Consider the following 14,105-nt stretch of genomic DNA (forward strand, 5'->3'; position numbering starts at 1 on the left):
TGTCCCCACATGAGACTCATGCGGGCCCAAAAAGAGGCCGGGTCTCCTCACGAGAAGCCCGGCCTTCATCTTGTCTTCTTACCCCAGCTGGGCGTCTACCCAGGCTGGCACGCCGGCCAGTGCCCCGGGAAGCGATGCGGCATCACTGCCACCGGCCTGCGCCATGTCAGCACGACCACCGCCCTTGCCACCGACCTGCTCAGCCACGTGACGCACCAGATCACCCGCCTTGATGCGCGAGGTCAGATCATCGGTGACGCCCGCAATCAGGCTGACCTTGTCACCATCCGCGACGCCAAGCACCAGAATGCCGGAACCCAGCTTGGATTTCAGGTCATCCATCAGGCCACGCAACTCCTTGCCGGAGACGCCTTCGACCTGCTTGGCCAGTACCTTGAGCCCCTGGACATCCGCGATGTCGCTCAGCATGTCACTGGCAGAAGCGGACGCCAGCTTGGCCTTCAGACGCTCAAGCTCCTTCTCGAGACCGCGGTTGCGCTCAAGCAGACTGGTGACACGCTCCTCGACCTGCTCCGGCTTGGCCTTGAGGCGCTCACCCAGACGAGTCAGGGTCGCTTCCTGCGCCAGCAGGAAATCACGTGCCGCACGGCCAGTGATGGCTTCGATGCGGCGCACGCCGGAGGCGATGCCAGTCTCGGCGATGATGTGCATCTGACCGATGTCACCACTGCGCTTGACGTGAGTCCCGCCACACAGCTCGATGGAGAAGGCATTCTGACCGATGGTCAGCACGCGAACCTGCTCACCATACTTGGCATCGAAGAGTGCCGCCGCGCCGCGCGCCTTGGCTTCATCGAGAGTCATGAACTCGATGGTGGTCTCGGCGTTGGCGAGAATCTGCGCATTGACGATGCGCTCGACCTCGGAGAGCTGTTCTGCGGTCATCGCCTCAAAGTGACTGAAGTCGAAGCGCAGGCGCTCGGCCGTCACCAGCGAGCCCTTCTGCTGGACATGCTCACCCAGCACCTGGCGCAGCGCTTCATGCAGCAGGTGCGTGGCGGAGTGGTTGCGCACGGAGGCAGCACGCAGATCTGCATCGACCTGCGGACGCACCGCGTCGCCCACCGCGAGCGAACCTTCGATCAGCACACCGTGATGCAGATGATGTCCGGCCTGCTTCTGGGTATCACTGACCTGGAAACGGCCGCCCTCCAGATGCAGATAACCGGTATCGCCCGCCTGACCACCGGACTCGCCATAGAACGGCGTGGTATCGAGTACCACGATGCCCTTGGTATCGGCCTCGAGACGCTCGAGCGTATTACCTTCGCTGTCGAACAGCGCGGTGACGGTCGCCTCACCCTCGAGGTGATCATAGCCGGTGAATTGCGTCTCGCCTTCCAGCGTCAGGTTGGCGGAATAGTCGCCCCCGAAATTGCTGGCAGCACGTGCACGCTCACGCTGAGCTTCCAGCGCGGCCTCGAAACCGGCCTCATCGAGGATCAGTTCGCGCTCGCGGCAGATGTCGGCGGTCAGGTCGTAGGGGAAGCCGTAGGTATCGTAGAGCTTGAAGATGGTTTCGCCGTCGAGGGTATTGCCATCCAGCTCGGCGATGGCCTCCTCGAGCAGCTTCATGCCGTGCTCCAGCGTACGCGCGAACTGCTCCTCTTCCTTGAGCAGCACACGCTCGATCTGCTCACGCGCAGAGCGCAGTTCCGGATAGGCATCGCCCATCTCGGCATCCAGCGCCGCGACCAGCTTGTAGAAGAAGCTGCCGCGCGCGCCCAGCTTGTGACCGTGACGCACGGCACGGCGGATGATGCGACGCAGCACGTAGCCACGCCCTTCGTTGGACGGCAGCACGCCATCGGCGATCAGGAAGGCACACGAACGGATGTGATCCGCCACCACGCGCAGCGAGGGAGTGGTGATGTTGTCATGACCGATGATCTCGGCCGCCGCCGCCAGCAGATTCTGGAACAGGTCGATCTCGTAGTTGGAGTGCACGCCCTGCATCACGGCCGCGACGCGCTCCAGCCCCATGCCGGTATCGATGGACGGCTTGGGCAGCGGGTTCAGCGTGCCTTCGGCATCACGATCGAACTGCATGAAGACCAGGTTCCAGATCTCGATGTAGCGATCGCCATCTTCGTCCGGGCTGCCCGGCGGGCCACCGGCGACGTCTTCACCGTGATCATAGAAGATCTCGGAAGACGGGCCACAGGGGCCGGTGTCGCCCATCTGCCAGAAATTGTCCTCGTCGAGACGCGAGAAGCGGTTCTGATCGATGCCGACCTCGTTGAACCAGATGTCACGGGCTTCGTCATCGCTGACGTGCACGGTGACCCACAGCTTCTCCTTCGGCAGGCCCAGCTCTTCGGTCAGGAACTTCCAGGCGAACTGGATGGCTTCGCGCTTGAAGTAGTCACCGAAGCTGAAGTTGCCCAGCATCTCGAAGAAAGTGTGGTGACGTGCGGTGTAACCGACGTTGTCCAGGTCATTGTGCTTGCCGCCGGCGCGCACGCAGCGCTGTGCGGAGGTGGCACGGCTGTAGCCACGCGGATCACGGCCCAGGAAGACATCCTTGAAGGGCACCATGCCGGCGTTGGTGAACAGCAGGGTCGGGTCGTTGTTCGGCACCAGAGAACTGGTGGGAACGATGGTATGCCCCTGCTTCTCGAAATAGGTCAGGAAGGCGTTTCTGATTTCTGCGCTTTTCATAGAGGTTCCGTAGCGATGTGCGTAAAGACGCTCCGGGGGTCTTCTTCTGCATGACTTCCGCATGGTTTCTGCATATTCATCCATGTGGGAATGCATGGAGGTGCAATGAAAAGCATGAAAGAAGGCGCCTGCCCCGTGCCGTCGCAAGACGACCTAGTATAACGCCTGTTCGCGCAAGCTAAAGGGGGGGAAATGGCTTGAGTGACCGGTTTGCGCGTTCCGAGCCATTACCCGGGCAATGGCTGGCCTCACGCCTCGTCTTCCGTCCAGGCGGACTCCATGGCGTAGCGCAACTGCTCGTAGTCGAAGCCGCGCTGGAGCAGGAAGCGCTCTCGGCGCGCACGCTCCTTGTGACCCTCGCCCGCTGAGGAAAAGCGCCTTGCCAACGTCTCGCGCGCCAGCTCGAAGAAGTCCACCGCATCAACATGTCCGAAGGCATCAGGCACCGGATCACAGGCAGCACGCATCACGGCACCTGACGTCTCGTTGTCGATGCCACGCTGGCGCAACTCCTGCTGGATACGCCTGGGGCCCTGCCCCCTCAGCACCCGTGTCCGCAGGAAGCTGGCGGCGAAGCGCTCATCGGATTGCAGGCCTTCCTCGACCAGACGCTCCAGCACTTCCTCGATCAGCAGCTCGACCTCATCACGACTCAAGCGCGTCTCGGCGCCCTCCTCGCCACTCGCGGACTGCTCCGCCAGCGCATCATCGCTGACGGTCTGCAGGTAGTCGCGCTCCTTGAGATAGTCGTGCAGCTCGCGACGGCTGTGCTCGCGGCGTGCCAGACGTGCGATGGCGTCATTGCGGGCACGCCGTTGCGGCGTCATCGCGCCGACATCGAGGGGCTGATAGTCCGGCCCGACGGTCTCTCTTTCCTGATCGTGCATGTTGGCGCTCCTTTCTGGAGAGGCACCCAAGATGGCGAAATCCCCGGTGCAAAACGCACAGCGCCCGCCACCGAAAACGGGGCGGGCGCTGCAGATCACTGAAAGGCGCTGAAATCAGCGCTCAATGAACACGTTCTCGAGCAGGTCTCAATCGAGATCCAGATCATCTTCATTTTCGGCGACCACTTCTTCCTTGGCCTCTTCCTTGGTTTCCGGAGAAGCCAGCAGCTGGGCGCGAATCTGGCTCTCGATCTCTTCCATGATCGCGGGGTTATCCTCCAGATACTGGGCGGAGTTGGCCTTGCCCTGACCGATCTTGCTGCCCTGGTAGCTGTACCAGGCACCTGCCTTGCCGACCAGACCACACTGCACGCCCAGATCAATGACCTCACCGGCGTGGTAGATGCCCTTGCCGTAGAGAATCTGGAACTCGGCCTGGCGGAACGGCGGCGCGACCTTGTTCTTCACGACCTTGACGCGAGTCTCGTTACCGGTGACTTCATCGCCGGACTTCACGGAGCCGGTACGACGGATGTCGAGACGGACACTCGAGTAGAACTTCAGCGCGTTACCACCGGTGGTGGTTTCCGGGCTACCGAACATCACCCCGATCTTCATGCGGATCTGGTTGATGAACACCACCATGCAGTTGGCATTCTTGATGTGACCCGTCACCTTGCGCAGCGCCTGGGACATCAGACGCGCCTGCAGGCCGACGTGGGAGTCACCCATCTCACCCTCGATCTCGGCACGCGGCGTCAGGGCTGCCACGGAATCGACGATGATGACGTCGACACCACCGGAGCGCACCAGCATGTCGACGATCTCGAGTGCCTGCTCACCGGTATCCGGCTGGGAGACCAGCATCTCGTCCAGATTGACGCCCAGCTTCTCGGCGTAGGACGGATCCAGCGCGTGCTCGGCATCGATGAAGGCACACACCTTGCCCTGCTTCTGGGCCTGGGCGATGACCGAGAGCGTCAGTGTCGTCTTGCCCGAGGATTCCGGACCGTAGATCTCGACCACTCGACCGAAAGGCAGGCCACCGATGCCGAGCGCGATATCCAGGCCCAGAGACCCGGTGGATACCGACGGGATGGCCACACGCGGGGCATCGCCCATGCGCATGACGGCGCCCTTGCCGAACTGGCGCTCGATCTGGGACAGCGCCGCGTTCAGCGCCTTGGTACGATTGTCGTCCTGTGCCATGTGGCCTCCTGTCGAACGGCGGCGCCGCATGGGCAACCACCTGAAATAGGAAATTCTCAAGCTTCGGGTGATGCAGAGACTGTCAGCCTAGCGGCTGGGCTGTCATGGCAAAACCCTGTATACATGGACAGTATGATGCCGCATGTTTCATCGTTCTGCCAGTCCGGTGATGCGCTTTTTCAGGCAGCAGTCTCAACGCAGAGGGTTGCATGCGTCTCGAGCCTCACCAGTTCAGCCCTGCCAGGCTTCCACGTATTCGATCAAGCCTTGCAATGCCACCCTCACGGCGGCGTCGCGCACGGCCTGCCGGTCTCCCGGAAAGTGGAAACACCGCGCCTGCTGTCGCGCCTCACTGCCCCATGCCAGCCACACCGTCCCCACGGGCTTTTCTTCACTGCCGCCTCCCGGACCCGCCACACCACTGATTGCCACCCCCAATTCGGCACCGCTGTCACGACACGCTCCCTTGACCATCTCGCGCACGACGGCCTCGGAGACTGCCCCGAAGTCCGCGAGCGATGCTTCGCTGACGCCAAGCAGACGCCGCTTGGCCGCATTCGAGTACGTCACATAGCCCGCCTCGAAATAGCCGGAGCTACCGGAAATCGCCGTGATCGCGGCACTCACGCCGCCCCCGGTGCATGACTCTGCAGCAGTGATCTGGACTCCGCGCGCCAATGCCAGCGCCTGCAGCTGCTCGGCCAGTGCATTCGCATCCGGTGCCTCGGACGTCGTATCCGTCAATCGGGCCATGAACGAACTCCTTTCTAGAAGTGGTCTGAGGAAAAGGGAAGCGAGCAGGAGGCATCACAGGCATTGGAGCCGGCCGCGCCAGTCCGTAGAATATCGCGCATCCCGCATGCCGTGTTCTCGCATGTGCGTCTTTTTCCCATTGCAGTGCAGTCAAGGAAGTCCATGGCCATGGCCAAGAACAGCGCGCCCCAGATGACGCCGATGATGGCGCAGTACATGAAGATCAAACGCGAGCACCCCGGTGTGCTGCTGTTCTATCGCATGGGCGACTTCTATGAGCTGTTCCATGAGGACGCCAAGCGAGCCGCGCAACTGCTCGACATCACCCTGACGGCACGTGGCAGCTCCGGCGGCTCCCCCATTCCCATGGCAGGGGTGCCTTATCACAGCGCCGAGGGTTACCTGGCACGCCTGGTGAAAATGGGCGAATCCGTGGCCATCTGCGAGCAGATCGGCGATCCCGCGACCACCAAGGGCCCCGTCGAGCGCAAGGTGGTGCGCATCGTCACACCGGGCACCCTGCATGACGAGGCGCTTCTGGATGCCAGCCGTGACAATCTGCTGGTGGCGCTGCATCGAGACGGTGAGACCTGGGGCCTGGCGGCACTGGAGCTTTCCTCAGGACGCTTCAGCGTACTGGAAGTCAATGGCGATGAAGAACTGCTGGCCGAGATCCAGCGTCTGTCACCCGCCGAGCTGATGGTCGGCGAGAGTCGTGAACTGCCAAGCAGTCTTGCCTCACGCCCGGGCCTGACCCGTCAGAGCGACTGGCATTTCGACCATGAGACCGCGTTGCGCCTGCTGTGCGATCAGTTCGGCGTTCAGGACCTTAATGGTTTCGGTTGCAGTCATCTGACCTGCGCGGTCACCGCTGCTGGTGCCCTGCTCGACTACGCACGTGACACGCAGCGCACCGGTCTGCCCCACGTGACGGCGCTGGCCGTCGAGAGTCGCGACGATTCGGTCGTGATCGATGCCGCCAGCCGTCGCAACCTCGAGATCGACACCAACCTGGGCGGCAGCAGCGACAACACGCTGGCCAGTGTGCTGGACGTGACTGCCACCGCGATGGGCTCACGCCTGCTCAAGCGCTGGCTCAACCGTCCGCTGCGCGATCAGACCCAGATCGGCCAGCGCCAGGCGGCAGTGCAGCGCTTGATGGAGGGTGACTACCCCTTCGAACTGCAAGGCCTGCTCAAGCGGATCGGCGATGTGGAGCGCATTCTGGCGCGTGTTGCACTGCGCAGCGCCCGCCCGCGGGACATGGCGCGCCTGCGTGATGGCCTCAATACACTGCCAGAGCTGCGTGCCGTGCTCGCCAGCGTCGAGAAAGGCAGTGCCATCGATGACCTGCGCGATGGCATCCGCCTGTTCCCCGCCCTCTCGGCCATGCTCAGCGAAGCGCTGATCGAGAATCCGCCGGTCGTGCTGCGCGATGGCGGGGTGATCGCCGATGGCTACGACGATGAGCTGGACGAGTATCGCGGCCTCTCCGAGAACGCCGGTCAGTATCTGGTGGCCCTCGAGACTCGTGAGCGTGAGCGCACCGGCATCAGCAACCTCAAGGTCGGCTACAACCGCGTGCATGGTTACTTCATCGAGCTGCCGCGTTCCCAGTCAGCGGAAGCTCCGCCGGAATACATCCGCCGCCAGACGCTCAAGAATGCCGAGCGCTTCATCATCCCGGAACTCAAGGAATTCGAGGACAAGGCGCTGTCGGCCAAGTCCAAGTCGCTGGCCCGCGAGAAGCTGCTGTATGAGCACCTTCTGGATGACCTGAATACCGAACTGGATGGCCTGCAGCAGACGGCACGCGCCCTGGCGTCACTGGATGTGCTCACCGCCTTCGCTGATCGCGCCGCCGCACTGGACTTCGTCCGCCCACAGCTCAGCGACACGCCGGGAATCGACATCGAAGGCGGCCGCCACCCGGTGGTGGAACATGTCAGCGACCACCCCTTCGTGCCCAACGACGTGCGCTTTGACGATGCGCGCCGCATGCTGGTGATCACCGGCCCCAACATGGGCGGTAAATCCACCTACATGCGTCAGACCGCGCTGATCGCACTGCTCGCGCATACCGGCAGCTTCGTACCCGCCGCTCGCGCCTGCATCGGCCCGCTGGATCGAATCTTCACGCGTATCGGCTCCTCGGATGACCTGGCCGGTGGCCGCTCGACCTTCATGGTCGAGATGACCGAGACTGCCAGCATCCTGCACAACGCCACCGACGAGAGTCTGGTGCTGATGGATGAGATCGGTCGCGGCACCTCGACCTTCGATGGCCTGTCATTGGCCTGGGCAAGCGCCGAGCACCTGGCCCGCACGCGCGCCTTCACGCTGTTCGCGACCCATTATTTCGAGATGACGGCACTCCCCGAGCACGTCGATGGCGTGGCCAACGTTCACCTGACTGCCGCAGAGCATGGCGATGGCATCGTCTTCATGCACCGTGTCGAGGAGGGGCCGGCAAGCCAGAGTTATGGCCTGCAGGTTGCCCAGCTGGCCGGGGTCCCGCAGAACGTCATCCTGCGTGCACGTGAGAAATTGACCAGTCTCGAGCAGCAGGAGGTCGATCGTCCACAGGTTGCCCGTGAAGATGCACTCGGCCAGCCAGTACCGCAGCAGAATGATCTCTTCGCGGCACCGCCTCACCCGATCGTCGAAGCCTTGACCCAGCTGGACCCGGATGACCTGAGCCCCAAGCGGGCACTGGAACTCATCTATGAATGGCGCAAGATCCAGTAAGCGGCGGAGTGAGTCGACTGACAAGTCGCATGACACCATGCGCCTGCCGACACTCGACAGTGCGCGATGGGCATAGCACCATTCCAAAACGATCCGCCCACGCTGATTGCGAGGGCGGCAGAGCGCCACTAGAATAACGCCTTATAACACTCGCGCCGCTTATAACCTGAAACTCAAGATGCCGCTCAGACGGCACAGAGTGGCGCTGGACCACGACCTACGAGAGACGCCGACCCGCGTCAGGAGACCCAGATGGCATTCATCGTCACCGAGAACTGCATCCGCTGCAAATACACTGACTGCGTGGAGGTCTGCCCGGTCGATTGCTTCTATGAAGGCCCCAACTTCCTGGTCATCAACCCGGACGAGTGCATCGACTGCGCTCTGTGCGAGCCGGAGTGTCCCGCGGAAGCCATCTTCTCCGAGGACGAAGTGCCGGAGAATCAGAAGGAATTCATCGAGCTGAATGCCGATCTGGCCGAAGTGTGGCCGAACATCAGCGAGAAGAAGGACGCCATGGAAGACGCTGAGAAGTGGGATGGTGTCGAAGGCAAGCTCGAATACCTGGAGCAGTAAATGCCCTGCCCGACCTGACCGGGCAAGCACCAGGTTCTCATCAAGACGGCAGCCACTCCCTCAGGGGTGGCTGCCGTCTTCGTCTTGAGCGCTCATGGTCAGCCAGCCCGGCGGGTGGGGCCGAAAAAAAGGCACAAAAAAGGGCAACCCCGAAAGGTCGCCCGCTCCAAGCGTGTCCCTGTCGATCCGTCCTGGATCGTGTTCCTGGGTGCTGTCCCTGCCCGTCATGGCATCCTGCCATTCAGAGCGCACCGTCACGCATGGGGCATTGTGGCACTGCTTGCGCAGCTGTCCCACCACAATGCCCGTTTCTGCTTATTGCCTGCCCTGCTGTCCTGCTCATGCAACTGCATCGCAGATGCATTGCCCGGCATCCTGCCCGTGCCGCTCCTGACCTACCTCAGCTGACAGTCTCATGATGTTCCGTGATCTGACATCCTTGCCTCGGCATCCTGCCGTCGAGATTCTGCCGCTGATTGCCTCGTCTGCCTGACACGGATGATGTCCCGTCATCCGTCACTCCTGTGAAGGCGAGCTTCCTGACTGCATATCGGGTCGAGACCCATCAACCATCCCTGTCGTGATTGCGCGTCCGCTGCCAATGACGATACCGTCACTCTGGATCTTCCTGATCCGATACTTCCTGTACCTGGCCATTCATCCGTGGTCCCTGGCCATTTCCTGCCCGCTCCTCGGGCAAGATGCCATGCAGTGCTGCTGCTTCCGTCATCCTTGACGGTTCCTGTTCGCTGAACATCCTGTTCAGACGAGTCGGGCATCCTGCCCGACATACTCCCTGGAAGATCATCAAGAGCATCCCGCTCAAGGGTGCGGTGTCCCGCCGCATCCCGCTTCCATGACGCTATTCTGGTCAGCAACCCGTCATCAGGCAACTAGCCAAACCGCTCAGACGCATCGGGACAAACAAGGAAGCTTTTAGATAAAACTTTTTTAAAACAGTGATCTATAGAAAAACATACGATTGAACACGTATCCGGAGTGCAGCAGTTATCCTCTATGTCCTGCATATCTTGTAGGAAAAGGCTTACATGAACTGACTGCAGAGATGGGGAAAGTCCACGTACTTGAGACGCAACCTGCGCGGACAGTACGTGTAACGCACGACGGGGCCGTACCCGAAGGTACGACCCCGTCATGTGGAAGCGTTGTGGATGCCGACGACCAAAGGCGGCACCCACAAGCCTGTCGCCTGTTTACTGGCCCTTGATCTCTTTCAGGCCATTGTAGGCGACATCGCCCAGCTGCTGCTCGATCACCAGCAGGCGGTTGTACTTGGCGACACGGTCAGAGCGGCACAGAGAGCCGGTCTTGATCTGCCCGGCACAGGTACCCACGGCGAGGTCGGCGATGGTGGTGTCTTCGGTCTCGCCACTGCGGTGGGAGATGACCGCAGTGAAGCCAGCGGCCTGCGCCATCTTGATCGCATCCAGGGTCTCGGACAGTGAACCGATCTGGTTGAACTTGATCAGGATGGAGTTGCCGATGCCTTCATCGATACCACGGCTCAGGATGCGCGTGTTGGTGACGAAGAGGTCATCACCGACCAGCTGCACCTTGTCGCCGAGCTTGTCGGTCAGAAGTTTCCAGCCTTCCCAGTCAGACTCATCCATGCCGTCTTCGATGGACACGATGGGGTATTCGTCCGCCAGCTCGGCCAGGTAGTCGACGAAACCACGTGCATCGAAGCTCTTGCCTTCACCAGACAGGTTGTACTGGCCATCCTTGTAGAACTCGGAGGAGGCACAATCCAGCGCCAGGGTCACGTCAGTGCCCAGCGTGTAGCCCGCATCGCTGACCGCCTGCTTGATGACCGCCAGCGCTTCGGCATTGGAGGCAAGGTTCGGTGCGAAACCACCTTCGTCGCCCACGGAAGTGCTCAGATCGCGGCCCTGCAGGACCTTCTTGAGCGCGTGGAAGATCTCGGCGCCGGTGCGCAGCGCTTCACGGAAGGTCGGCGCGCCGACCGGCTGGACCATGAACTCCTGGATGTCGACATTGTTGTCGGCATGCTCGCCGCCATTGATGATGTTCATCATCGGCACCGGCATGGAGTACTTGCCCGGCTGACCGTAGAGCTCGGCGATGTGAGCGTAGAGCTCGATACCCTTGGCCTGGGCAGCTGCCTTGGCAGCGGCCAGGGAGACCGCGAGGATCGCATTGGCACCCAGAGATTCCTTGTTCTCGGTGCCATCCAGCGCCAGCATGGCGTCATCCAGCGCACGCTGGTCCAGTGCATCCATGCCCACGAGACGCTCGCGGATCGGGCCATTGACGGCTTCGACTGCCTTCAGCACACCCTTGCCCAGATAACGGCTCTTGTCGCCATCACGCAATTCCAGCGCTTCGCGCGAACCGGTGGAGGCACCGGAAGGCGCGCAGGCGCTGGCACGTTGTCCACCTTCCAGCACGACCTCGGCCTGTACGGTCGGGTTACCACGGGAATCGAGCACCTCAAGGGCGCGGATTTCGACGATATTGGCCATCTTGTGTCGTCCTCTACACGGGGGATTGAAACACCACGACGGGCATCTTGCCCATAGCGCAAAAAGGCCGCTCACAGGGTAGTGAACGGCCAGTAGTCATGTTCAGCGAATATCCAGCGGCGCAAAGCCCTTCACCAGCGAATCCAGCGATTGCAGCTGGCGCAGGAAGGGTTCGAGCTGATCCAGCGGCAATGCACAAGGGCCGTCACACTTGGCATTGTCCGGGTCCGGATGTGCCTCGAGGAACAGGCCTGCCAGCCCCAGCGCCACGCCGGAACGAGCCAGATCAAAGACCTGCTCACGACGACCACCGGCAGAATCGGCCCGCCCACCCGGGCGTTGCAGCGAGTGGGTGACATCGAACAGCACCGGCAGCCCCGTATCCTTCATCTCGGCCATGCCGAGCATGTCGACCACCAGATTGTTGTAGCCGAAGCTGGAGCCGCGCTCGCACAGCAGAATCCGGTCATTGCCCGCTTCACCGCACTTGGCGACGATATGGCGCATTTCGTGCGGGGCCAGGAACTGCGGCTTCTTGACGTTGATGACGGCACCGGTGCGCGCCATGGCCACGACCAGATCCGTCTGGCGCGCCAGGAAGGCGGGCAGCTGGATGACATCGGCCACTTCGGCCACGGCAGCTGCCTGATGAGGCTCGTGGACGTCAGTGATGATCGGCACGCCAAAGCGCGACTTGATCTCGGCGAGGATCTCGAGACCCTTCTCCATCCCCGGCCCGCGATAGGAGTGCATGGAGCTGCGATTGGCCTTGTCGAAGCTGGCCTTGAAGACGTACGGCATGCCGAGGCGCGATGTCACCTCGACATATTGCTCGGCGACCTCCAATGCCAGCTCACGCGATTCCAGCACGTTCATGCCACCGAAAAGCGTCATCGGCCGATCATTGGCGACTTGCAGGCCTGCAAATTCGATCACGCGTTGTTCGTTGCTCATCACTGCACCGTCCATCAAAAACGTTGCCCACCGGCGGCTCAGCCGCGATGCCCTTGCCTGCCGGACATTCTTGATGAGCCGCCGCGGAAAAGACCCACGGGCGCCACTCTGGCGTGACGCCCGGCGATCACCCTATCACTCGCCGCGAGTCCGCGCCGCCTTGTGATTGAGCGCCGCATTCACGAAGCCGGAGAACAGCGGGTGACCATCACGCGGGGTGGAAGTGAACTCCGGGTGGAACTGACACGCCACGAACCACGGGTGGTCCGGCAGCTCGACCATCTCGACCAGCGAGTTGTCGACGCTGCGGCCCGAGAAGATCAGACCGGCCTCTTCCAGCGCCGGCACGAACTGGTCGTTGACCTCATAGCGGTGGCGGTGACGCTCGACGATCTCATCGCTGCCATAGGCCTGATGCGCCTTGGAGCCGTTGAGCAGACGACAGGCCTGACCGCCCAGACGCATGGTGCCGCCCAGGTCGGATGCCGCGTCACGGGTCTCGATCTTGCCTTCCGGCGTCAGCCATTCAGTGATCAGACCGACCACCGGGTGCTGGGTGTCGTGAGTGAACTCGGTGGAGTTCGCATCAGTCCAGCCGGCCACGTTGCGGGCAAACTCGATGACCGCGACCTGCATGCCCAGACAGATACCCAGATACGGCACCTTGTTCTCACGTGCGAAGCGTGCGGTGGCGATCTTGCCTTCCACACCACGCTCGCCGAAACCGCCCGGCACCAGCACCGCGTCCTTGCCGATTAGACGATCGGTACCGTTGCGCTCGATCTCTTCGGAATCGATGAAGTCGACGTTGACCTTCACACGTCCCTGGATACCGGCATGAATCAGTGCCTCGTTCAGGGACTTGTAGGCGTCCAGCAGCTCCATGTACTTGCCGACCATCGCGATGTTGATGGTCTTGAGCGGGTTGAGCTTGGCATCCAGTACCGACACCCACTCGGACATGTCGGCCTCTTTGGCCTCCAGGCGCAGCTTGTCGCAGACAATCTCATCGAGACCGGCTTCATGCAACATCAGCGGGATACGATAGATGGTGTCGGCATCCTGCAGCGACACGACAGCACGTTCCTCGACATTGGTGAACAGCGAGATCTTGCGACGCTCGCTTTCCTCGATCTCGACTTCGCTGCGGCAGATCAGGATATCCGGCTGGATACCGATGGAGCGCAGCTCCTTGACGCTGTGCTGGGTCGGCTTGGTCTTGGTCTCACCAGCCGTCTTGATGTACGGCACCAGCGTGAGGTGCATGAAGATGGCACGCTCGCTACCCAGCTGGGCGCGCAACTGACGGATCGACTCCAGGAATGGCAGGGACTCGATGTCACCGACGGTGCCACCGATCTCGACCAGCGCGACGTCATAGCCTTCACCGCCAGCGATCACGCGACGCTTGATCTCGTCGGTGATGTGCGGGATGACCTGAACCGTTCCACCCAGGTAGTCGCCGCGGCGCTCCTTGCGCAGCACGTGCTCGTAGACACGGCCGGTGGTGAAGTTGTTGCCCTGGGTCATGCGCGAGCGGATGAAACGCTCGTAGTGACCGAGGTCCAGATCGGTTTCCGCGCCATCTTCAGTGACAAAGACTTCGCCGTGCTGGAACGGGCTCATGGTGCCCGGATCGACGTTGATGTACGGATCCAGCTTGAGAATGGTGACCTTGAGGCCACGGGCCTCGAGAATAGCCGCCAGCGAAGCGGATGCGATGCCCTTGCCAAGCGAGGACACAACGCCGCCCGTCACGAAGATAAATCGTGTCATGGAAACCTGCCGAAAA

At 61.8% G+C, this 14,105-nt stretch carries 9 protein-coding genes; 2 read left to right on the forward strand and 7 right to left on the reverse strand.

The genetic code is table 11. The features are described from left to right. Positions 1 to 78 precede the first annotated feature (78 nt). The 4 genes from alaS to BOH68_RS15495 form a co-directional block, all read right to left on the reverse strand. Positions 79 to 2,682: an alanine--tRNA ligase gene (alaS, locus tag BOH68_RS15480; RefSeq protein ID WP_077377980.1), complete on the reverse strand. Its 2,604-nt coding sequence runs from the start codon at positions 2,680 to 2,682 to the stop codon at positions 79 to 81. Positions 2,683 to 2,930: 248 nt separating this feature from the next. After that, positions 2,931 to 3,569 carry a regulatory protein RecX gene (locus BOH68_RS15485; protein ID WP_255303222.1) on the reverse strand — a complete coding sequence of 213 codons (639 nt, stop codon included), beginning with the start codon at positions 3,567 to 3,569 and terminating at the stop codon, positions 2,931 to 2,933. 147 nt (positions 3,570 to 3,716) lie between these two features. Beyond that, positions 3,717 to 4,778, reverse strand: coding sequence for a recombinase RecA (recA, locus tag BOH68_RS15490; RefSeq protein ID WP_077377977.1), 1,062 nt, complete (start codon positions 4,776 to 4,778; stop codon positions 3,717 to 3,719). 231 nt (positions 4,779 to 5,009) lie between these two features. Next, entirely contained in the window at positions 5,010 to 5,531 is a 522-nt protein-coding gene (locus BOH68_RS15495; RefSeq protein WP_077377974.1) for a CinA family protein, read from the reverse strand. 168 nt (positions 5,532 to 5,699) lie between these two features. Here BOH68_RS15495 and mutS point away from each other — a divergent pair, with 168 nt between their 5' ends. Both mutS and fdxA read left to right on the forward strand, forming a co-directional pair. Next, positions 5,700 to 8,279 (forward strand): DNA mismatch repair protein MutS, encoded by a 2,580-nt coding sequence (gene mutS / locus BOH68_RS15500; RefSeq protein ID WP_077378198.1) that lies wholly within the window; start codon positions 5,700 to 5,702, stop codon positions 8,277 to 8,279. A gap of 252 nt (positions 8,280 to 8,531) precedes the next feature. Next, positions 8,532 to 8,855, forward strand: a complete 324-nt coding sequence (gene fdxA / locus BOH68_RS15505) for a ferredoxin FdxA (RefSeq protein ID WP_077377971.1) — start codon at positions 8,532 to 8,534, stop codon at positions 8,853 to 8,855. Positions 8,856 to 10,069: 1,214 nt separating this feature from the next. Here the strand turns inward: fdxA and eno are convergent. From eno to BOH68_RS15520, 3 genes are all read right to left on the reverse strand, one after another. Beyond that, positions 10,070 to 11,359 carry a phosphopyruvate hydratase gene (gene eno, locus BOH68_RS15510; protein ID WP_077377968.1) on the reverse strand — a complete coding sequence of 430 codons (1,290 nt, stop codon included), beginning with the start codon at positions 11,357 to 11,359 and terminating at the stop codon, positions 10,070 to 10,072. Positions 11,360 to 11,461: 102 nt separating this feature from the next. Continuing rightward, the gene (gene kdsA, locus BOH68_RS15515) at positions 11,462 to 12,313 is read right to left on the reverse strand and encodes a 3-deoxy-8-phosphooctulonate synthase (RefSeq protein WP_077377966.1); all 852 of its coding nucleotides are present in this window, start codon (positions 12,311 to 12,313) and stop codon (positions 11,462 to 11,464) included. Between the two features lie 135 nt (positions 12,314 to 12,448). Continuing rightward, on the reverse strand, positions 12,449 to 14,089 hold the full coding sequence (locus BOH68_RS15520; RefSeq protein ID WP_077377963.1) for a CTP synthase: 1,641 nt from the start codon (positions 14,087 to 14,089) through the stop codon (positions 12,449 to 12,451). Positions 14,090 to 14,105 lie beyond the last annotated feature (16 nt).

The organism is Cobetia sp. MM1IDA2H-1 (assembly GCF_002916775.2).
Taxonomy (GTDB): domain Bacteria; phylum Pseudomonadota; class Gammaproteobacteria; order Pseudomonadales; family Halomonadaceae; genus Cobetia; species Cobetia marina.